This window comes from Wolbachia endosymbiont (group A) of Crataerina pallida (assembly GCF_964028475.1).
Taxonomy (GTDB): domain Bacteria; phylum Pseudomonadota; class Alphaproteobacteria; order Rickettsiales; family Anaplasmataceae; genus Wolbachia; species Wolbachia pipientis.
Genome location: NZ_OZ034785.1, coordinates 80,682 through 100,610, shown reverse-complemented (window position 1 = coordinate 100,610; position 19,929 = coordinate 80,682). Strand labels below are relative to the sequence as shown.

Annotated in this window: 21 protein-coding genes and 1 pseudogene; 11 read left to right on the top strand and 11 right to left on the bottom strand. The window is 33.6% G+C overall.

Going from position 1 to position 19,929, the window contains the following annotated elements; translation table 11 throughout:
- Positions 1 to 2 precede the first annotated feature (2 nt).
- From ABWU55_RS00505 to rseP, 3 genes are read right to left on the bottom strand one after another with little or no spacing between them, the layout of a single operon-like run.
- Positions 3 to 554, bottom strand: coding sequence for an OmpH family outer membrane protein (locus tag ABWU55_RS00505; RefSeq protein ID WP_209472492.1), 552 nt, complete (start codon positions 552 to 554; stop codon positions 3 to 5).
- Entirely contained in the window at positions 555 to 2,891 is a 2,337-nt protein-coding gene (gene bamA, locus ABWU55_RS00500) for an outer membrane protein assembly factor BamA (protein WP_253303390.1), read from the bottom strand.
- A gap of 8 nt (positions 2,892 to 2,899) precedes the next feature.
- Positions 2,900 to 4,018: an RIP metalloprotease RseP gene (rseP, locus tag ABWU55_RS00495; RefSeq protein ID WP_353286346.1), complete on the bottom strand. Its 1,119-nt coding sequence runs from the start codon at positions 4,016 to 4,018 to the stop codon at positions 2,900 to 2,902.
- A gap of 99 nt (positions 4,019 to 4,117) precedes the next feature.
- Between rseP and ABWU55_RS00490 the strand changes: the two genes are divergently transcribed.
- A complete protein-coding gene (locus ABWU55_RS00490; RefSeq protein WP_006279484.1) occupies positions 4,118 to 4,396 on the top strand; it encodes a succinate dehydrogenase assembly factor 2 in 279 nt (92 codons plus the stop codon).
- Here ABWU55_RS00490 and ABWU55_RS00485 read toward each other — a convergent pair.
- The 3 genes from ABWU55_RS00485 to ABWU55_RS00475 all read right to left on the bottom strand — a co-directional run bounded on the left by ABWU55_RS00485 (position 4,371) and on the right by ABWU55_RS00475 (position 6,730).
- The gene (locus ABWU55_RS00485) at positions 4,371 to 4,697 is read right to left on the bottom strand and encodes a cell division protein ZapA (RefSeq protein WP_010082086.1); all 327 of its coding nucleotides are present in this window, start codon (positions 4,695 to 4,697) and stop codon (positions 4,371 to 4,373) included. The two genes, ABWU55_RS00490 and ABWU55_RS00485, sit on opposite strands and share 26 nt — an antisense overlap.
- A 72-nt stretch (positions 4,698 to 4,769) precedes the next feature.
- Positions 4,770 to 5,048, bottom strand: a complete 279-nt coding sequence (locus tag ABWU55_RS00480; protein WP_010963035.1) for an HU family DNA-binding protein — start codon at positions 5,046 to 5,048, stop codon at positions 4,770 to 4,772.
- A 29-nt stretch (positions 5,049 to 5,077) separates the two neighbouring features.
- Positions 5,078 to 6,730 (bottom strand): 30S ribosomal protein S1, encoded by a 1,653-nt coding sequence (locus tag ABWU55_RS00475; protein WP_012673366.1) that lies wholly within the window; start codon positions 6,728 to 6,730, stop codon positions 5,078 to 5,080.
- A 139-nt stretch (positions 6,731 to 6,869) separates the two neighbouring features.
- Between ABWU55_RS00475 and trmB the strand changes: the two genes are divergently transcribed.
- Positions 6,870 to 7,535 (top strand): tRNA (guanosine(46)-N7)-methyltransferase TrmB, encoded by a 666-nt coding sequence (gene trmB / locus ABWU55_RS00470; protein ID WP_012673367.1) that lies wholly within the window; start codon positions 6,870 to 6,872, stop codon positions 7,533 to 7,535.
- A gap of 476 nt (positions 7,536 to 8,011) precedes the next feature.
- Here trmB and ABWU55_RS00465 read toward each other — a convergent pair whose 3' ends face one another.
- The gene (locus ABWU55_RS00465; protein WP_353286345.1) at positions 8,012 to 8,659 is read right to left on the bottom strand and encodes a heme exporter protein CcmB; all 648 of its coding nucleotides are present in this window, start codon (positions 8,657 to 8,659) and stop codon (positions 8,012 to 8,014) included.
- 106 nt (positions 8,660 to 8,765) lie between these two features.
- Here ABWU55_RS00465 and ABWU55_RS00460 point away from each other — a divergent pair, with 106 nt between their 5' ends.
- Positions 8,766 to 9,158, top strand: coding sequence for a TraR/DksA family transcriptional regulator (locus ABWU55_RS00460; RefSeq protein ID WP_010963040.1), 393 nt, complete (start codon positions 8,766 to 8,768; stop codon positions 9,156 to 9,158).
- Between the two features lie 296 nt (positions 9,159 to 9,454).
- Positions 9,455 to 10,598: pseudogene (locus tag ABWU55_RS00455) on the top strand (transposase).
- A 9-nt stretch (positions 10,599 to 10,607) separates the two neighbouring features.
- Here ABWU55_RS00455 and ABWU55_RS00450 read toward each other — a convergent pair.
- Positions 10,608 to 10,817 carry a hypothetical protein gene (locus ABWU55_RS00450; RefSeq protein WP_010081834.1) on the bottom strand — a complete coding sequence of 70 codons (210 nt, stop codon included), beginning with the start codon at positions 10,815 to 10,817 and terminating at the stop codon, positions 10,608 to 10,610.
- Positions 10,818 to 10,948: 131 nt separating this feature from the next.
- On the opposite strand from ABWU55_RS00450, the gene der reads away from it, so the two are divergent.
- The 5 genes from der (at position 10,949) to ABWU55_RS00425 (ending at position 15,473) form a co-directional block, all read left to right on the top strand.
- Positions 10,949 to 12,274 carry a ribosome biogenesis GTPase Der gene (gene der / locus ABWU55_RS00445; protein WP_010963041.1) on the top strand — a complete coding sequence of 442 codons (1,326 nt, stop codon included), beginning with the start codon at positions 10,949 to 10,951 and terminating at the stop codon, positions 12,272 to 12,274.
- Positions 12,271 to 12,792: a disulfide bond formation protein B gene (locus ABWU55_RS00440; protein WP_010963042.1), complete on the top strand. Its 522-nt coding sequence runs from the start codon at positions 12,271 to 12,273 to the stop codon at positions 12,790 to 12,792. The genes der and ABWU55_RS00440 overlap by 4 nt, the downstream gene beginning before the upstream one ends.
- Positions 12,767 to 13,309: a demethoxyubiquinone hydroxylase family protein gene (locus ABWU55_RS00435; protein ID WP_006279362.1), complete on the top strand. Its 543-nt coding sequence runs from the start codon at positions 12,767 to 12,769 to the stop codon at positions 13,307 to 13,309. The genes ABWU55_RS00440 and ABWU55_RS00435 overlap by 26 nt, the downstream gene beginning before the upstream one ends.
- Before the next feature lie 580 nt (positions 13,310 to 13,889).
- On the top strand, positions 13,890 to 14,870 hold the full coding sequence (gene mraY, locus ABWU55_RS00430) for a phospho-N-acetylmuramoyl-pentapeptide-transferase (protein WP_209472500.1): 981 nt from the start codon (positions 13,890 to 13,892) through the stop codon (positions 14,868 to 14,870).
- A gap of 6 nt (positions 14,871 to 14,876) precedes the next feature.
- Positions 14,877 to 15,473 (top strand): ribonuclease HII, encoded by a 597-nt coding sequence (locus tag ABWU55_RS00425; protein WP_010082329.1) that lies wholly within the window; start codon positions 14,877 to 14,879, stop codon positions 15,471 to 15,473.
- Between the two features lie 3 nt (positions 15,474 to 15,476).
- On the opposite strand, the gene virB9 is transcribed toward ABWU55_RS00425, so the two are convergent.
- From virB9 to ABWU55_RS00410, 3 genes are all read right to left on the bottom strand, one after another.
- Complete coding sequence (virB9, locus tag ABWU55_RS00420) at positions 15,477 to 16,259, bottom strand: P-type conjugative transfer protein VirB9 (RefSeq protein ID WP_353286344.1); 783 nt, start codon at positions 16,257 to 16,259, stop codon at positions 15,477 to 15,479.
- A gap of 185 nt (positions 16,260 to 16,444) precedes the next feature.
- Complete coding sequence (locus ABWU55_RS00415) at positions 16,445 to 16,900, bottom strand: outer membrane lipid asymmetry maintenance protein MlaD (protein ID WP_010082331.1); 456 nt, start codon at positions 16,898 to 16,900, stop codon at positions 16,445 to 16,447.
- 2 nt (positions 16,901 to 16,902) lie between these two features.
- Positions 16,903 to 17,217, bottom strand: a complete 315-nt coding sequence (locus ABWU55_RS00410) for an NADH-ubiquinone oxidoreductase subunit NDUFA12 family protein (RefSeq protein ID WP_007548590.1) — start codon at positions 17,215 to 17,217, stop codon at positions 16,903 to 16,905.
- Between the two features lie 64 nt (positions 17,218 to 17,281).
- Here ABWU55_RS00410 and ABWU55_RS00405 point away from each other — a divergent pair, with 64 nt between their 5' ends.
- Entirely contained in the window at positions 17,282 to 18,748 is a 1,467-nt protein-coding gene (locus ABWU55_RS00405; RefSeq protein WP_038199409.1) for a proton-conducting transporter membrane subunit, read from the top strand.
- A gap of 53 nt (positions 18,749 to 18,801) precedes the next feature.
- Positions 18,802 to 19,905 (top strand): rod shape-determining protein RodA, encoded by a 1,104-nt coding sequence (gene rodA / locus ABWU55_RS00400; protein WP_353286343.1) that lies wholly within the window; start codon positions 18,802 to 18,804, stop codon positions 19,903 to 19,905.
- The last annotated feature ends 24 nt before the right edge of the window (positions 19,906 to 19,929 follow it).

The following is a 19,929-nucleotide window of genomic DNA, read 5'->3' as shown; positions in this document are numbered from 1 at the left end:
GTCTATTCAATGCCTTTTAAAGCAAATTCAGGTATTTCCTTGTTTATATTGTTTAATACCACATCTGATAAATCAACTTCATCCATGGAGTATAAAACTTGGTTCTTTTTTGAAATAAATAGTACCAAATCTATGTTGTTTTTTTCTGCCGTTTTTTTAGCGACTTCTTTTATCTTGTTAAAAACACTCTCTACTGCTTCTCTATAGCTTTCTTCTAAATGTAACATTTTTTTAGCATAATTATCTCTAACATTTACAGTGTGCTTATTAAATTGTCCTGTCTTTTCCTTTTTTGCTTCTTCTGACAAAAGGTCAAATTCTTCTTTTGATGGCTTAAGTTTTTCTAACTCATTTTCAAATTCTTGTTGTAATCTAGAATTCTGCTCCTTTATTTGTTGTTGTATATTTTGCAGAGCAAGAGATTCATTGATGACTTTGTCACTATCGATAATTGCAGCCTTTGTGTTCTGAGGTTGATATCCTACAAACTTATACCCCACAAATAAGGAAATAATTAAGGCAATAACTGATATAAATAACTGTATATATTTCATTCAAATCCCCGCTTCAATAGAAAATTTAACATTTGGTGATGGTATTATATCATAAGATTCCTTTACTAAAGGAAACCCGAAATCCAATCTAAGTCTACCAAAAGGAGAAAGCATTGAAAAGCCAAAACCTGGTGACACTCTCACAAGCTTGCTATCATAGTATTTCCCTTCATACTTCTTATTTTTATCATCTAAGCCAAAAAGTGTCGCATAGTCAACAAATAGTGAGCCTTTGATACCAGCATAGTCATATAGTTTTGGTAGAGGAAAATCCACTTGCTGTGTTAGATTAAAATAAGTTTTGCCTCCTAATGAGCTTTTATTTTTGTCTTCTGCTCTTGGTCCAATACCGGAAAGGTCAAACCCTCTAATCTCATTACCCCCTTTAAAAAAGTGCTGGCCAATGTTTAGATTTTCATCAGTATAAGAAAAAATATGACCTGCCGCCATCTTAAAGCGTAGCGTTATATCATCGTCAATTTTGCTTAATATAGGGTGCGTATAAAAAGATAAGAATTCAGATTTTAGGAAATTCACGTTTCCTCCCAATCCTGAAATATCCTGACTTAAGCGCAGTAAATACCCTTCTTTTGGAGCATATAGATTATCCAGTTTATTATATGCCAACGTGTATCCCACTGATGAAATCTGATGTTTACCTTTTCGGTCCAGTATTATTTCAGAGATATCGGTGTCTTGTCCACCCTTATTATCCATGTGTATATGATTATACTTATAAGAATAGCGAAGGGAATTAGTTAAGTTCTCTGTGACTTTATATGATAACTTTGTAAAAAATCCCATATCGCAACTATCAAAAGTAGTGTTTGGTTTATCTTGTTTTTCATAAAATACACCCATGCCTAGTGACGTATCAGAATCGTTAAAATTATTTTCAACAAACTCTAAATCAGTAGAAAATACGTATTGACTTTTTTCAAGAGCAAAAGAGAGCTCTTTTCCAGTACCAAATAAATTACGGTCTTTGAGGTCAATTTTAATCAATGCTCCACCAGGAAGAGACACACCTCCTCCCAAATACAACGAAGTAGTGTTTTTTTCTTTAACACTTAAGTCAAGATTTACTGCATTATCATTAACTGCATAACTATTTACTTTCACTGTTTCAAAAAAATCACTACTCATTAGTTTTTTACGTGACTTTTGAATCTCAGATATATTGTACGCATCACCTTCTGCTACACTTAGCTTACTTCTGATCACTTTATCTAAAGTGCGATCGTTACCATCAATTGTAATTTGATTTATATAAATCTTTTTACCCGGCAGCACTCTGTAGGTTACATCTACAACATTGTCACGTTGTGCATACTCTGGATTAACTTTTGCAAATATATATCCTTTCTCATTTAAATATTTGTTTATTTTTTCTACTGTATTATTAATTTTAACTCTATTAAATATCTTATCGTTTTCCTCTGTTATAAAATCCAATATTTCTTCTTTTAGGCTCAAATCCTGAATTTCAGTTTCAATATTAACCTCATTATTTCCAAATAAATACTGCTGTCCTTCGTCAATCAAAAAAGTTAACTCTGTTTGATTGTTATTATCAACCTCAACAATTGGTTGAATATTATTTTGAATATATCCTTTAGATGAATAAAAATGATCGAGCAATTCTGTGTTAATCAATAGATATTGCGGTGAATAATGATTTCCGCCTTTAAAAATAGCTCTAAATAACTTACTAAATATGTCATTACTATGTCTTTTGATAACTTGCTCTAGCTCATTTTCAGAAAAGTTTTTATTGCCTATAAATCTTATATCCTTAATTTTAGAGGTTTTGCCTTCTTTTATTTTAAAAATTAGATTGACCCTATTGCCATCAAGCTTATTCAGGTCATATTCAATTTTAACACCAATCTTACCGTTATTTCTATAAGTAGTGACTAAATTCACTAAATCGTTTTGCAATTTTGTTTCAGTTAAAATAGTTAGCGACTTTGATTGAATCACATTACTTAGCAGCTCTTTGCTGTTAAATAACTTATTGCCTTTTAACACTACCTTGTTAATCAGTGGATTTTCTTGAATTTTTATTACTAAATTTTTTTTATCATCTATGTAAGCATTAACACTAGCAAATAACTTTGTTTTATATAGATCTTTTATAATTGAGTCTATATCATCGTCGTTTATATAATCACCAGATTTTAGTTTTATATAGAACCCTATTGTCTGGTTGCTTACCCTCTCATTACCAATACATTTGACATCTTTCACCTGCACTTTTTCCGCAGTTCCTAAAGCAACAAGCAGGGCAGGAAAAGAAATAAAAACCACTACCAGTATATAAAATAGCTTTTTCATATTTTATTTCAAAAAAGATCCCTAATATCATTTGACATTCCAGTTGCCATAAGCAAAAACAACACTAAAGCACCAAAAATAGCTGCATATTTTTGACATTTCAAGCTTAAATCCCTACGTATAACCGCTTCTATGATATAATGAAATAAATGCCCACCATCTAGCAGTGGTATTGGCAGCAAGTTAATTGCAGCTAAATTAGCTGAAATGATTGCCATAAAATATAGAACCATAATAAATCCCTTTTTAGCTGATTGTCCTGAATATTTTGCGATTTTTATTGGTCCACCTATTTCACTTGCACTCCTCTTACCAACAATAATTTGAAAGATAGCTTTAATCGTTAAGCACATAGTGTGGTAAGTTTCACTTACTGATAAGCTCACAGCCCCAAGAAAAGACGACTGCTTTAATGTATTGACTGAAATAATCCCTATAGTTTCTCTTTCTATTGTGTTGCCAAAAACGTCTTTGTCCTTGATTATTAATGGAGTTAAACTGGTCCTGTGCTTCTCATTATTTCTGCTATACTCAATCTCCATTCTTGTTTTAGGATTCGACATTATCACACGTGAAATATCTTCAAAGTATTTTATTTTATGCTCATTGATTTGTGTAATAGTGTCACCTGGCAACAAACCAGCTTGCTTAGCTGCACTACCTTCGATTACATTTTCAATCACCGGTGGAGTGCGATAATAACCTGCTATGCTAAAAAATATTGTAAAAGCTATAACAGCAAATACCATGTTTGCAAAAGGCCCTGCAAAAACTACTGCTGCTTTTTTATGACGCGGTTTTGTATGAAATGAATACAATTTTTCTTCTTCCGTTAATTCTTGTTGATCAGCTGGGACACTCGCTGCATTAGTATCTCCTAGGATTTTAACATAACCACCCAATGGAACAACGCTTAATTTCCATCTAGTTCCAGACTTATCGTTAAAACCAAAAATTTCAGGACCAAAACCTATGGAAAAAGATTCAACTTTAACTTTGCATGCTTTGGCAACAACATAATGCCCATATTCATGCACGAATACTATGACAGAAATTATTAAAGAAAATGATAAAAAATAATATATTCCATCGCTAAATTGATGGATAAGATTAGAAATTAATTCCACCTGTATATTTAGATCTTAACAAAATGTTAAGTATATTAAAATGCGCCTCGCTTGACAAGTATTTAGTTTAACTTTTAAATTAAAAAAAGTTTAATTGTAATGACAGATACCTCACTACTCAGAAGAAAATTAATATATAGAAGCTGGCATAGGGGTTGCAAAGAAACCGATATACTTTTAGGGCATTTCGCATTGAAATATCTTGATAAATTTTCCTTAAGCGAACTAATCGAATACGAAAAAATAGTTGATCTTGATGATTACGAATTATATTGTTACATAACTCGTAAGACAAACCTCCCTCCTGGCTTGAATAGTCAGATAGTCAATTTAATTGCTTGCTTTATTGAAGCTAATCCTTTATGCACTCAAGATTAGTGATAATCTTATTTACCTTATCTAGTACCTCAGTATATTCTATTCTTTTCTCGTTTCTATACTTTTCGCGCTCTTGATTTACTTCATCTAATCGCTTTGTTAATTCTAAAATTTTATCCTCAAGAATTAGTGCTGCAAGTAAGAAATTTAATGCATCCGAACCCTTACCTCCAGTTTTTTGAGATACAGAACTAACTAACTTGTCAAAACTATTAGCAAGGCGTAATAAATGATTCCCCTTCCCACTTTCGCAAGATATTTTATATGTGTTATTACGTATAACTATTTCTACTACTTGCATATGGTGCTAAAAATTTCTATCGTACAGTATAAACTCAAACCCCTACTTTCATCTTATTTATGGTATAAATTTTTATTCATTTATCAAATCAGATAATTTTTTACTGCTACGAAAATATGTTTTAAAGTATTGATTCTTTGTAAACTTCTGTAACATTAAATGGCTTGTTTCTTTCAAGTTATAACTTCTAACTGAAAAAGAACCAAACCCCCTAATTTCAACTCTATTATGATGTTTCAATGTGCTTGAAAGTATCCCAAAAAATCTATCAACTATAGCTGCTATAACAATCTTATCTAAAAAAGGATGTCTTTTTGCTACCCTCGCTATTATATCAGACTTTGTTGCCATTTATATGAAGCCAAAATAAGTAAACCTTATCACTTAGCAGATAATGCTATGTTATATTCTTCAACACCCAATACTTCAACTTCTATTTTTTCTGATATAGAGAATTTTTTATTCTCTGGTAAATGCTCTTGATCTATTAGAAGGGTTACATCGTTCTCAACTTCAACGACTAGTCCATTATCTTCTCTCTTACCTACAATAACCTGTATTTTATCACCTACCTTAACTTTCTTTATCAGTTCTTCAAGAGGATCATACTCTATTTGTTTTATTCCAAGATAAATTCTTGCCCGATTCACGTTAGCCCTTATTACTTTTGCTTCTATTTTATCACCTACATTATACTTCTTTATCTCATCTGAACCATTTTTAGACCAACTAAAATCTTTCACATATATTGTCCCTTCTACGTTCTCATCTATTTCAGAATCACCGAAAGCAACAGATACATATGAGCCGGTATTATTCTTCACTTCACCAGAAACAATAGAACCAGGAGGATATTTATTGATAAATACTTGCCAAGGGTTGTCTACACACCTTTTCATGCTTAAACTCATCCTACTCTTAGCAATGTCAATACTGAGAATTTTTACATATACTTCTTGTCCCCTTGTTACGAGACTACTAACTGGTAAATTACTCTTAACCCAAGTTATTTCTGACGAGTGCACTAAACCTTCAATTCCAGGTCTAAGCTCAACAAATAATCCATAATCTTCTATGCTTGTTACATAACCCTTATGCACACTATCAACTGGATATTTTGACTCTGCATCTTGCCAAGGGCTATCTTCTAGCTGCTTCACACCCAAGGAAATTTTAGCATTTTCCTTATCTATTTTTATAATTTTAACTTTTATAGTCTGACCACAAGTAAAAACTGCAGACGGATGACTTACCCTACTCCAAGAGATATCTGTAATATGTAACAATCCATCTATAACTCCCACTACATCTGATTCATGAATACCGACAAATACACCGTAATGAGTGATACTTTTTATTTTCCCTTCTATTATATCGCCTTCATTTAAAGATTCTAAAAATTTAATTTTTTCACCAGCGTGCAATTTTTCTAACACCAGCTTTCTTGATACTACAATATTGCCCTGCTTCTTATCCATTTTAAGCACGATGAACTTTTGTTCAGTTTCAATAAGGTGCTTCGCATCTTTTACTTGCTTCAAATCCACATGACTCAGCGGTAAAAAAGCGCTTATTCCGTCACCAAGATCAACAATAAAGCCACATTTAATTGAGCGTTTAATAACTCCGCTTACTTCAGCCCTTGTAACTGTATCTTCTTCCAACTTATTCCATTTTTCGTCCCTAATTGCTTTTTCACGACTAAGAACAACATTACCATGATAATCTTCAATTCTTTCCACATAAACTCTGATTTTCGAGCCAATAATGACCTCATCATTACAACCGAGTTCCTTGATCAGAATTCTCCCGTCAGATTTTAAACCAATATCAACCACAACGTCGTTAGGGTTTATTCTTGTAATTACACCTTCTACCACATCTCCTTCTTTAATTTTGTTAACAAAAGAATCTTCAAACAAGGTATTATCTTGATCCTCAAATTGGCCTTGACATATCTCTTCTATAAATTTGTTTGATGATAGCTTTCTGATAGTAACCGGTAGATTTACGACTGGATTATTATTATTCATACCTTTAACTTAAACTTTATTAGAACTCATATATTATATAATATTAACAATTATTGACAAGTAATTTTTCATTAACTCATTTCGAGAATTGTTTAAGCTATATAAAATATAGTGAGAAAATTATATATGTATCAAGAATATGCTATTTAAGAATAGCAAGTGGATTAGATCGTTCTCCAGAAGGTCCAGGCTAAAACCTGATGTTGATGAAATATTGGAAAAATATTCTATTCAAAACAGCAAGGAATCTATAGAGAAAATTGTAAATTCACAAAAAAGAATATGGGTAGAAATAGGCTTTGGCAACGGTGAAAATATGCTTTACCAGGTGCTCAATGAACCTGATCTATTATTTATAGGATGTGAGCCCTACTTAAAGGGGGTTTCTCGCTTGCTAACAAACATAGAAATACAGAACATAAAAAATATTTTAATGTGGACAGAAGATGCAAGAGAATTGATTGCAAATTTTCCTGATAACAGTGTTGAAAGATTCTTTATTCTCTTTCCAGATCCATGGCCAAAAAGAAGTCACAATAAAAGACGATTAATTAATACGGAATTTTTAAATTTATTAGCAAAAAAAATACTTATAACAGGGGAAATATTCATTGCAACCGATCATCAGGACTATGCAGAGTGGATAGCATCACATATAAAGCAGTGTAACTCTTTAATCTATAGGGAAGACGATTTCACAAGTTATACTCTTACAAAATACCACAGAAGAGCGCTCAAAGATCAGCGTAAAGTGAGGTTCTTTAAAGTAAGTGTTATTAATAATTTGCAGACTATGGATCAATAGAGTTTTTGCATATCTCTTTTACGTTAACTATAGATTAAAAATAATAAAAAAAGAGGGAGAAATAGAGTAAATTCCTTTAACTACTTCTCCTTATGAAGGAATAGACTTCTTGCATAACCCAAACTAAGTAGAAAAAAGGTATCATCCAAGTAGCCCCTTTCTCGTCATGCCGCTGCGAATCGTCATACCGCCGCGGCGCTAACACGTAGCGGGATGATGAGGCTTATCGTCATGCCACCGCGAACCGTCATACCGTCACGGTATCTCTTAGCCGCTAACAAGTAGCGGGATGACGGTTGTCAGGTTAGCTGTTATCCCAGTTTTTGACACTGGGATGACAACGAAGGGCTACTTGGATGACAGGGAAGGATGCTGGAATGAAGGTTTTTCAAATTGTCGATAAACCTAAATCTATAATAACTATTTGCCTTTTTTCTAGGTTATGCAAGAAGTCTACTGAATAACAGTAAGATTTTTCAATCCTGTTCCACAGCAAATTTTAGTGCCATGTGAGTAGTTATGGTGCTGTTAACAATCAAAATAACAAAAACTAAGATGGTGATTAGTAGTGTATAAGTATTCAAGGATAAATTTTCAAATTGAGTTAGCATTTTAAAATACACAAAGGTTGGCATTATCATTGGCAAAACAAGAATTTGCGATACTCCTGATGCTAAGTTGTTTTGACCAATCATCAATGCATTTCCAGTAGCTGAAATATTAGTGATTATCAGCGTATTAAATAATAAAGACACTCCAACTGCTATTGAGTGTTCAATACTATTGCCTAGAATTGCAAAGCTGAATATGGAAGAAATTACTGAAATCGGTAACCCAAATAATAACCAGTGAGCGAAAATTTTATAAGCAACTATAAGCCTAGAAGAGAGTGGCTGTACAAAGATTTGCTCTAATATTCCATCATGATAATCAGATGTAAACAAATTATTTGTAGAAATCTGCAAAACAAATGTAGCACATATCCATGTTAATGTTAACATAACTTCTTGTTTATTGTTGTTTTTAAGTGTAAATGAAGATAAACTTAACATTATGATAAAAATACATACTATATAGGTAAAGTTCTTATCATCTATTACTAATTTTTTTACTGAGTCGATCATACTAGGCTTTTAAATGTTTATTATAAATTATAGTGTTTACTTTGAGGTAGTATAATTTTTTGTTCATAAATTATATAGGTTTTATTATTTTTTTGATAATGCAATTATGGAAAAGTTACCAAAAATAAAGTCACCAGAAGATTACACTCCTTCAGAAGATGAAGAATATATGAGCGTAAAACAACTGGAATACTTCAGCTTAAAGTTACAATCAATACTCGCTGAGTTAGAGAAACAAGAACTAGAAGATAATAGTATTGATACATACTATTCTGATGAAGATAGTGGAAACGAGGAATTAATCAAGCGTCGAAAAGATAGAAAAGAAAAAATTAAGGAGGCGTTAGAAAAAATAAAATTAGGCACTTATGGTTACTGCGATGGAACAGGAGAAGAAATAGGAGTCGAAAGACTTAAAGCTAATCCGCTTGCTATATATTGTATTGAAGAGCAAGAGAGAGTAGAAAAAGAAAAGAACGTGTACAACATTAACGATTAATTTACACATAAGTGGTGAGCCCATTGGACTTCAAGAGGAGCAAGAGGCGCTGAAGTATGTTATGCTATAAAGAAAGTGGAAAATTGGACATTCTCAACTTGACTCCTGCAGATTAAAAATTAAGTTGTATCCGTTCAGGCAATGGCGTCAACTTAAGGAAAAATATCAGCGATAGTGTATAAAATTTCTCTCCAAATTTTTTATCATTAAATTATCCAAAGAGTGCAAGGGACAGCACTTTTGTTTCTGTTTTATTTCAACAAAGAAGTCTAAAATGTGTCCTTTTTAGGTGAAATATGCAAAAAGGAAAAAACCTTATTCTACAAATTAAAAATATAATATACTCGAAAACTTTTCAGAAAATCCATTGTGTTGAGTTTTACACGAACAAGAAAACTTCCTTTTTCGACAGTATTTTCTATGATTTTAAAGTTAGTTAAAAAAAGTTTGGGAATAGAATGTGAACTTATGGAGCCATTGACATGTACCCTCAAAGCAAGCTTTTTCTAAAGCAAGATATAAGATTTGCCATACAGGCTTTCAAGAATTTAAGCATCCAAACAGCCTATCAGGATGAACCTGAGTTGGAGAGGCTATAGACTTATTGCAGCAGATGGTTCTGGTATGAGATTACCCAGCTCTGGGGAAATTGTATCCGAGTTTGAACCAAATGGAACAACAGGCACCATTGGCAATTTGTTTGTTGATTTGTGTACTTCATTGATTTGCAGTGCTCGTCTTGCAGCTTGGAATATAGGTGAACAAACGTTGGCGGCAGAGCAATTACCCGAAGTTATCACTCAAATGCGTTTATTAAATCAAGAGAAATTATTATTTATCTATGATCGTCTTCAGTAAAATTCATTCAGCAGCATTATAATTTGGAAGTAGATTTTATTTTTCGCTTGCAAAAAAGAAATTATAGTAAGCTATGGGAACGCTGGCGAATTAGATTTTGATTTTATATTAGAAAATGAAAAGCTAAAAAATAAAATGAAAGGACAGAAAGTAAGAGTTATAGTGCTGACATTAGCCAACTGAGAAACAGAGTTTTTGACCGAGACTTTGGAGCAAAGCTTATGTGTTAAGGTGGCACATAGAGGAGTGCTATAAACGACTCAAAGTAGGAGCAGAGTTAGAGAATTTTTCTGGAGAGGCTGTATTACAAGAATTTTGGGCAAACTTGGTCATGTGCAATATATTATCGCTTCATATATGTGATGCACAAGGGCCTTGGAACCCAGATCAAATTACTGAGTATCGTTTAAATTTTTCAGTTTTATTTAGTGTAATGAGACAGAAACTCTATCAGGTACTTATTGCGCCAAAAAACTTTCAAGCCCTTTTTAAGTATACGCGCTAAAGTTAAAATCCGACCGGGACAGCCGCAATAAAGTAGATAAGCCTAAACGCCATCATGTCTTTAGGAGAGTTTGCTAATGAAAGTTCTTAAGTTGACGCCATTGGCTGTTCCGATTCGTTATATGACATAAGAGCATCATATATTTCATGCAATGTATTTGAGATGTTTTTTTCCATATGTTGATTAATATGCCCATATATTGTCGTCTCTTCCGAATACTCTGTATCTTTATGTATATGATTTTGTTGCTTTAATTCTTCTCTATCTACACTCTCTATTTGCTCTGACACTAGCATAACTACCCCATATTTTACATAACGAAATAAAAAAATTCTAACTGTAGTATGCTTATATAATCTACGAAGTCAATAGTTAAATTGAAAAGTTTCGGTTATAATTTACTTCATATAGAACATGCCCTTGAATTATGCTAAAAATCGCCATAGTAGGCCTACCAAATGCTGGAAAATCGACCCTATTCAACAGATTAGTAGGAAGAAAAGCAGCAGTAGTGAGTAACATTCCAGGAGTGACAAGGGATAGGCGAGAGGGAATGGGGAGAATTAGCGATTTGGAGTTTAAAGTTATAGATACAGGAGGATGGAACGACCAAACTAATTTTTCACTACAAGTTATTGAACAAATCGAATTTTCTTTATCCAATTCAAACATAATTTTCTTTCTTGTTGATGCAAAAGTGCAAAATGAGCGAAATGAAGAGTTTGCAAAGTGGCTGAAGAGAAAAATAAATAAACCTGTAATACTAGTAGCAAATAAATGCGAGAGTCATAAATCCGAAAATGTTGATTATTTGCAGTTTTTTGATTTTCTTGGCCCGGTGTATATCTCTGCCGAGCATAATCTTGGCATGGTTGATCTTTATGATGCATTAGCTGGTGTTATTGAAAATTTTAACGAGAACACTGAGTTACCTAACAATGAACTGAGTAGGCTGAGGATCGCGATCATCGGCCGTCCGAATGTTGGAAAATCAACTTTTTTAAATGGTTTACTTGCAGAAAACAGACTAATAACAAGTTCAGAGCCAGGTACCACACGTGATTCTGTGGATATTACATATGATCATGATGGAGAGTTAATTACTCTAATTGACACTGCCGGAATCCGCAGAAAGGCGAATGTTGTAGATGGCTTAGAATCAAGATTTGTTGAGAAAAGCATGGAATCAATCAAGCGCTCTCATGTGGTAGTTTTAATGCTAGACTCCCTAGTTGGTATTGAGCAGCAGGATTTATCAATTGGTGAAGCTGCAATTAAGGGAGGGAAAGGGATTATTGTTGTTTTAAATAAGTGGGATTTAATAGGTAAGGATGACAGAAGCAGGTTAATAAAATTTGTCAAACAACAGGAAGTAACCAGGTTATTCTTGGAAGTGCCAACTATAACAATTTCTGCGTTAAAAGGCATGCGCTGCGGTGATGTGATAGATAAGTGTCTTGAAGTGAGTGAATCCTTGAACAAGAAGATCAGCACTGCAAAACTGAATAAGTGGCTCATAGATGCTGTAGGAAAACATTCTCACCCTCTTGTAAAAGGCAAAGCAGTTAAAATGAAGTATATCGCTCAAATTGGTACTAAACCTCCAGCTTTTTCTTTGATATGTAACATACCTGAAAGTGTTGATGAAAGTTACAAACGCTATTTAATTAACGATCTCAGAAAAAATTTCTTTGCAGACGGTGTGCCAGTTAGATTGCTTTTGAAAAAAAATAAAAATCCCTATGTAAAATGAATACTCTGCTTTATACTTTCAGGGATAATTTACTTAAAGTTATGTGTAATAATTCCAGAATTCCTGCAATCTTTCTGCTGTCGAGTGCCGCTGCTCTAATTTTTGCATATGTGCTAGAATATTTTTTCAACATGCTGCCATGCAAGTTATGTACATACGAGCGAATAGTTTACTATATCGCTGGATTACTTGCAGTAGCGTGCATGCTTAAAGACAACAAAATTCTAATCTATGCAATGTTTTGCAGCTACCTCATAGGTGCAGTAATATCTTTTTATCATATAGGTCTTGAACTCCACTTATTTCATGATGTTTTAGGTTGTACAGAGCAAGCAAGTAGTAACGTTAGTATAGAAGAGCTCAGAAATAATCTACTAAATCCTAATTACTCTCCATCTTGTGACAGACCTCATTACGTTCTAGGTGTTTCCTTAGCAACATGGAATCTAATTTATCTCATAGTAGCTCTGTTCGTATCAGGTAAGGTGTATTGTGGAGAAAGAAAGAAATCTAAATAATTTAAGGTACAGCAACAATCAGTTCTTGCAACAGGCAATTAGAGTAGATCACGCTGGAGAATATGGAGCTATTTGCATTTATTCTGGTCAAAAATTTATTCTTAAGAAATCTTCTATAATCAATGAAATAATTGAAATGGAAGAGCAGGAAAAAAAGCATTTTCACTATTTTAATGAGAAAATCAAAGAGCAAAAAGTTCGTCCTACTGTTTTGTTGCCTGTTTGGCGTGTTTTAGGAGTGTCGCTTGGCGTTGCAACTGCCATTATGGGCAAAAAAGCTGCTATGGCTTGCACTGCTGCAGTTGAAGAAGTTATCGGGGAGCACTACAAAGAGCAAGTTTCACATTTAGAAGATGGGGAATTAAGAGAAACTATAAGTAAATTTCGCGACGAGGAGTTAGAGCACAAAGATATTGCAATTCAGCACAATGCTGAAAGCGCATTTGGCTACAACATTTTATCATCATTCATAAAAACAGGCTGCAAAACTGCTATTTACTTGTCTAAGTTAATTTAACTAAGCAGCTTTCTTAAAGTGTTTTAAATGTTCTGATAACAACAGAAACCAGGAAGGAATTCAAGTGTAACAATTATTTTATAACTATATTTACATATCACCATTATTAATAAATAATTAGTATTTGTAAATTAAATACATCTAAAGTATAGACTGCAAAGGAGGCAAAAGTGCGTTTTAATTTAGAAGAGGGAAATGCTCTTATGTAATACCTGCCACAGGTTCACAACTGTACGAACATTCATTTTTGAAGGTAAATTGCACAGCAAATGGTGTCATTCCAGTCTGGAATCCAGAAATTTTGCTTATAACTGAGCTGATAAGCTAAAGGTAATTGTCTTACACTAAAACAAACGTTTTTAATTAAGTTGCATAGAACCAGTGTCTGGGCACTGGGATGACACCCCACTGGTGGTCCAAACTACAACGTTCGTACAGTTGTGGATTCCAGACTGGGATGACACCCTACTGATGGGCCCAAATCACAATGTTCGTACAGTTGTGGGTCAGGCTATAGGATGACAGAAGTTGACTTTATTAGCTATAGGTGGTATGACACTTAGTCAATTTAAGTAAGCAGATGATCTTAGCTACAAAAGTATTTTTTACCTCATTTGTTTTTGGGTTTATTCTTTTTCCCTATTTTATAAAGCTTCTAAAAAAAATAAGCAAAGATGGGCAACCAATTAGATCATGTGGACCAGAAAGTCATTTAATAACAAAAAAGAATGTACCACCTATGGGCGGAATAATAATACTGATTTCTTCTTTATTACCAATTTTACTCTGGGCTCAGTTAACACCAGAAATTTTGCTGCTGATATTGATAACTCTATTTTTTGCTCTACTTGGATTTATTGATGATTATTTAAAATTGAAGACAAATCACTATCGAGGTTTAAGTGCAAAAACCAAAATACTTATTCAGTTTATTGTTGCTCTGGTTGGTGTGTTTATACTTAAGCTATACTCTGCTGAATGTTTTACAAAAACGTCCCTATTTAAAGGAGTAATAATAGATTTTGGCTATCTATATGTTCCGTTTGCTGCGTTTGTAATTGTCGGCTCTTCTAATGCTGTGAATCTCACAGATGGTTTGGATGGCCTTGCTGCAACTCAAGTTATCACTTCCTTTGCTTTTTTGGGGCTAATTGCATATATAACTCAGGCAGATATGAATATTACTTTATTCTGCATTGCATTTATAGGAGCTATTCTAAGTTTCTTGTGGTTTAACACACATCCAGCAAAAATATTTATGGGTGATGTTGGTAGCTTGTCGGTAGGTGCGGCTTTAGGGTTAACTAGTGTCCTAATTAAAAGAGAAATGCTTTTTGCCATTATTGGAATAATCTTTGTAATAGAGACTCTATCTGTTATTATTCAGATATCATATTTTAAATATACAAAGTTTAAATATGGAGAAGGAAAAAGAGTTTTTCTTATGGCACCAATACATCATCACTTTGAGAAGAAGGGATGGTCAGAAAATGTAATCGTTATGAAATTTTGGATAATTTCTATTATCTGTTCAGTTTTTACTATAACTTTCTTATTATAAAAACCTATGAAATACCCAGACTTTACATTAGAAAATAAATTATCAGGAGTGATAGCAGGAGTGGATGAAGTTGGAAGAGGTCCGCTAGCTGGTCCAGTAATATCCGCAGCCGTAGTGTTTATTGATAGAAATACAATTATTGATGGAATCAACGACTCGAAAAAGTTGACTCCTCAATGTAGGCAAGTCCTATATGAAAAAATAACATCCGTTGCAAAATTTGGTATAGGAATGGCAAGCGTAGAAGAAATAAATTCATACAATATCTTGCAAGCAACAAAGCTTTCAATGAAACGTGCGTTGATAGACTTGGACCTAGAATTAGATTATGTACTAGTTGATGGTAATCAACCACCTGAAGTGAAATGGCAAGTGAAATCCATAGTAAATGGTGATAATTTGAGTACATCAATTGCAGCAGCTTCAATCGTTGCAAAAGTTACGAGAGATCGGCTTATGCAAGAATTGCATAATAAGCATCCTGAATATAATTGGTATAAAAATAAAGGATATGGGACAAAAGAGCACCTTAACGCTATTGGCCTTTATGGAATTACAGAACATCATAGAAAAAATTTTGCACCCATATCTCGGGCATTATAGCCTTTACCCTTTTTTGAAAGGTATGGTTTCATTAAATAGGCAAACTGTACTCGATCCATTCCTTAAGGTAAACACTGAACTTACCCTTTCGATTATCAGGTAGTTATTAACTGTACGGAAATTTACTAAAGACTCATATCCTGCAGAATCAACCATAAAAACTGCCGGAAAATCAGAGTTTATTTTATTGAATTGTAGATATGTAAATTTTCCGTCATCAAAAACCTTAATTGGTATTATTGACTGACTACCTTTGACGTGCGAGATGGAATAATTAAAATTTAATCCCTTCTTTACAACTTCAATATCATTGATATCAGGAATAATGGTATGACTAGCTTGTTCGAAGATATCACCGTTATTTGTTGTGTAAATCTCATCACTGCTAAATAGTGGATAAAGAAACCTTACTTCATATGCTAATCTTGGATCATCTAGTCCAGTTGCTTCTTCAGCATGAAGTTCAAAGTAATAAACTCTTTTATTGGTAATTATAGTTGCATTAGTATCGGCAATATCATCTATAGGCTTAATAAACAATCTATTACCTTGAGGAAGGAGTTGCCAACCAGTTGAATCACCCATTGAAAGGTTTTGTATTACCTCCCCTGGTTCAAACAATATACTGGACTGATAACCATAAAAACCCGTATACTTATGTATAGCTTGTGGGTTATAATTTATCACCTTTATGTGATTATCTCCAGCTATTGAACGTGGCTCCTGTTTTGCAAGTGCATCACTACCACAGAGGAACAACAGTACGGCAAACAGTAAACCAATCATAATATCAAAATAAATTAATTTTCATTTTATCATTGATAGACATGCACTGCAACTATTAAGGCACTTTCTATACTATAAACCCCAAAGCAAGCGGTAGAAAAGGCAAGAAATAAGGCAAACTCCTTAAATACTTTAGAACTACAGGAGGCTTTACCTGAACGGATATACTTGGAATCCTGCCATTTTCACTTTGTAAACATACCAAGAATTCTGTCCATTATTCCACCCATATTTGCTTCAGCTTGAGTATACTCTATTTTACCACCATGCAAGATTAGTTTAATATCTGATCCAGGTGATATATTAACAAATTTACTGCCAACAACTCCACTGCTAGTGATCAGAGCTGAACTATCAATTGGCAATTTTATGTCTTTGCTTATACACATATCGATTCGTGCTACGTAGGTAGCTTTGTCAAGTGATACACCAGTTATGCTTCCAACATCTACACCAGAGATCTTGACACTATCACCAACTCCTATACCGTTAGCGTTAGCAAAAAGACCATATATTTTATTGCAATCCTTATAGTTTTTCTTTATGTAAGATAGCTTATCAATAGCAAAGAAAATCAGAAAAATAGTGAAAATTAATACAAATAATCCAGCGGTTATTTCAAGTATATTTGACCTTCGCATCTTTAGTTATCAGGACTCCAGCTTTTATAGTAATTTTTCACTTTTTGGTTTGGATAGTATGCATCTTTTGTACCCGTTAAATTAGGAGTATGTTTTACTTTTCTTTTTTTATTATTAACTGGTACTACATTATCAGTATAGTGAAGCCATATATGCCATTCCGGAGGCACTGTTGTAGGCTCAGAGACACTGCTATACATAACCCACCTTTTTCCTTTACTTGATTCATAGTAAGAATTTCCATTTTCATCTCTTCCTACAAATTTATCTTCTCTTCGTAATAGGCGTTTTATTGCGTTACAAATTTTAGATAACATAAGGGTATTAAAACAAAAAGTATTATATATACTAATACTTTAACGATATATTAACAACAATTTAATGCAATTACCAATCTTACAAGTTATTATACCAATAATTGCATCAATGTTTTGCTTTCTTGCCAAGAAACACAAGGTATCTTGGTTTATTTCTTTTATTGCAACAACAATCACTCTTATCATTTCATCAATACTACTCATTAAAACATATAAAGGTGAAATTATAACTTATCACCTTGGAAATTGGGCTCCTCCGTATGGAATAGAGTTAAGAATCGACGTGTTAAACTCCTTGATTCTAACTTTGGTGAATTTTATAGCGCTGATTAGCGTGCTTTATAGCTTTTATATTAACGAAAAAGAAATTAGCAAAAACAAAATCACTGGTTTTTACTCTCTATTTCTACTGTGCTTAAGCGGACTGCTCGGGATTCTAGTAACAAACGACATATTTAACCTTTACGTTTTCTTGGAAATTTCATCTCTTTCTTCTTATGTATTAGTTTCAATGGGAAGGGATAAAAAAGCCTTGGTTGCAGCATTTGAATATCTAATTAGTGGAACAATAGGCGCAACATTTTATTTATTTGGCATCGGGCTCTTGTATTCAATGACTGGAACGCTCAATATGTCTGACATGGCTGAAAGAATAGTTCCATTACACGATAACAACATCATAAAACTTGGCACGTTGTTCATTTTTATTGGTCTCTCAATCAAAATGGCACTGTTTCCATTAAGCAGGTGGCTGGTTAATGCATATAGTGAGGCGCCAAGTTTCATTAGCATATTCTTTTCAGGCACAGTGACAAAAGTGATGATATATGTTTTCATCAGAATCTTTTATACTGTTTTTCATCAAAATTTCTTCTTATTTAAACCATCACTAAGCAACGTGATAATTATCCTCGCACTTTGCGCTGTTATATTTGGGTCGATATTTGCAATAACCGCAAAAGACATAAAAAGACTGCTTGCTCACTCTAGTATTAGCCAAATTGGTTATATAATTTTAGCACTGAGTTTTAACTCAAAAACAGGTGTATTTGCAGCAATTCTTCACATAGTAAACCACAGCATAATAAAAACATCTTTATTTATGGCTGCAGGATGTATTTCTTACAAATTTGATACAACAAAAATAGAGAATTTATCGGGACTCAAGAAATCAATGCCTTATACAGCACTTGCGTTCACTCTACTCAGTTTAGCATTAATCGGTGTGCCTTTAACAAATGGCTTTGTAAGCAAGTGGTATATAATGAAAGCAATTATCGAATCTCATGCGTGGATTTCCCTTGTAACATTTGCTGCTGGCTCTTTCCTTGCATTGATATATATGTGGAAGATGGTAGAGAAAATGTATTTTGAAAATGATGCAACGTCACGCACTGGAATGACACCGGACAAAATTAATGATGTGCCATTTCCTATGCTTTTCTGTCTATTGTTTATGGCAGTTTTAACAGTAGTAACTGGAATATATAGCACTCCAATTCGGTTAGTAGTTGAGAAGTTGGTTTTTTGATTTTTATCTTTGTTTCATATTTTACTATACTTTAAGGTTATAAGGTCTTTATTGTGGATAGACTGAAGAAGATTCATTGGTTGTTAGTCATTAACGTGATAGCGCTGTTTTGCGTTGGCATTGTTGTTCAATACTCTTCTGCTGGAGGAAAGTGGGTGCCATTTGCGATTCACCAACTGGTCATATTCTCCTTCTTTTTCCTACTTGCTATAGCTATGTCATTCATAGAGCTAGATTTTTATTTGAAGCACGCCTACTTTTTTTATGTAGCAGCAGTGATTTCGCTATTAGTAGTGAATTTTTTTGGCTCACACATAATGGGTGCAACAAGGTGGATAAGAATTGGATCAATTAGTTTGCAACCATCAGAATTTGCAAAAGTAGGCTTAATACTTGCGCTTGCTCGCTATTTTGATAAGCAGAGTGTGCATAAAATGATGGAATTTAAAAGATTGCTTAAGGCACTTATAATTATTTTCTTACCCGTGTTCTTGGTGTTAAAGCAACCTAATTTAGGCACAGCTGTGATAATGTTATTTATAGGGATATCAATTATATTCACAGCAATAATGAAAAGATCTCATTTAGTAATATGTGGAACGCTTGGCATTTTTGCAGTACCGGCTATTTGGCCTTTTTTACGTCCTTATCACAAGCAAAGGATATTGTCGTTTTTGGATTCATCAGTGGATCCACTTGGGATAGGTTATAATGCGCAGCAATCTCAAATAGCTATTGGTTCAGGAGGTTTACTTGGTAAAGGTTTTGTGAGTGGAAGTCAAACTCAACTTGGATTTTTGCCGGAGAAACGTACGGATTTTGCTTTTGCAGTGCTGAGTGAGGAATGGGGATTTTTAGGTAGCATGGCTTTAATTTTGCTTTATACCTCATTACTTGGCATAATTTTCTCTATCGCTTATAGGTCGAAAAATTATTTTTCTAAGTTAGTATCTATCGGGATTTTTGCTTTTTTTGGTGCTCATTTTTTTATAAACATTGGAATGTCAATAGGCCTCTTACCTGTGATAGGCGACCCATTGCCATTTCTGTCCTATGGAGGAAGTACAACTGCTGCAAGCTTGATATGCATAGGATTATTGCTGGCAATAAAAGCAGATGAACAACAAAATGCTTGTATTTTACCTATGCTAAAGTAGAATTAAACTTTACTTAATAGTTTT

What these genes read in the sequence shown, in the direction of transcription:
- bamA (WP_253303390.1), bottom strand. Translation starts at nt 2,891, where the DNA reads ATGAAAAAGCTATTTTATATACTGGTAGTGGTTTTTATTTCTTTTCCT.
- ABWU55_RS00410 (WP_007548590.1), bottom strand. Translation starts at nt 17,217, where the DNA reads ATGTTATCTAAAATTTGTAACGCAATAAAACGCCTATTACGAAGAGAA.
- ABWU55_RS00450 (WP_010081834.1), bottom strand. Translation starts at nt 10,817, where the DNA reads ATGCTAGTGTCAGAGCAAATAGAGAGTGTAGATAGAGAAGAATTAAAG.
- ABWU55_RS00440 (WP_010963042.1), top strand. Translation starts at nt 12,271, where the DNA reads ATGAATACTCTGCTTTATACTTTCAGGGATAATTTACTTAAAGTTATG.
- ABWU55_RS00485 (WP_010082086.1), bottom strand. Translation starts at nt 4,697, where the DNA reads ATGCAAGTAGTAGAAATAGTTATACGTAATAACACATATAAAATATCT.
- ABWU55_RS00490 (WP_006279484.1), top strand. Translation starts at nt 4,118, where the DNA reads ATGACAGATACCTCACTACTCAGAAGAAAATTAATATATAGAAGCTGG.
- ABWU55_RS00405 (WP_038199409.1), top strand. Translation starts at nt 17,282, where the DNA reads ATGCAATTACCAATCTTACAAGTTATTATACCAATAATTGCATCAATG.
- virB9 (WP_353286344.1), bottom strand. Translation starts at nt 16,259, where the DNA reads ATGATTGGTTTACTGTTTGCCGTACTGTTGTTCCTCTGTGGTAGTGAT.
- mraY (WP_209472500.1), top strand. Translation starts at nt 13,890, where the DNA reads ATGATCTTAGCTACAAAAGTATTTTTTACCTCATTTGTTTTTGGGTTT.
- ABWU55_RS00465 (WP_353286345.1), bottom strand. Translation starts at nt 8,659, where the DNA reads ATGATCGACTCAGTAAAAAAATTAGTAATAGATGATAAGAACTTTACC.
- ABWU55_RS00505 (WP_209472492.1), bottom strand. Translation starts at nt 554, where the DNA reads ATGAAATATATACAGTTATTTATATCAGTTATTGCCTTAATTATTTCC.
- ABWU55_RS00460 (WP_010963040.1), top strand. Translation starts at nt 8,766, where the DNA reads ATGGAAAAGTTACCAAAAATAAAGTCACCAGAAGATTACACTCCTTCA.
- trmB (WP_012673367.1), top strand. Translation starts at nt 6,870, where the DNA reads ATGCTATTTAAGAATAGCAAGTGGATTAGATCGTTCTCCAGAAGGTCC.
- ABWU55_RS00415 (WP_010082331.1), bottom strand. Translation starts at nt 16,900, where the DNA reads ATGCGAAGGTCAAATATACTTGAAATAACCGCTGGATTATTTGTATTA.
- der (WP_010963041.1), top strand. Translation starts at nt 10,949, where the DNA reads ATGCTAAAAATCGCCATAGTAGGCCTACCAAATGCTGGAAAATCGACC.
- ABWU55_RS00480 (WP_010963035.1), bottom strand. Translation starts at nt 5,048, where the DNA reads ATGGCAACAAAGTCTGATATAATAGCGAGGGTAGCAAAAAGACATCCT.
- ABWU55_RS00475 (WP_012673366.1), bottom strand. Translation starts at nt 6,730, where the DNA reads ATGAATAATAATAATCCAGTCGTAAATCTACCGGTTACTATCAGAAAG.
- ABWU55_RS00425 (WP_010082329.1), top strand. Translation starts at nt 14,877, where the DNA reads ATGAAATACCCAGACTTTACATTAGAAAATAAATTATCAGGAGTGATA.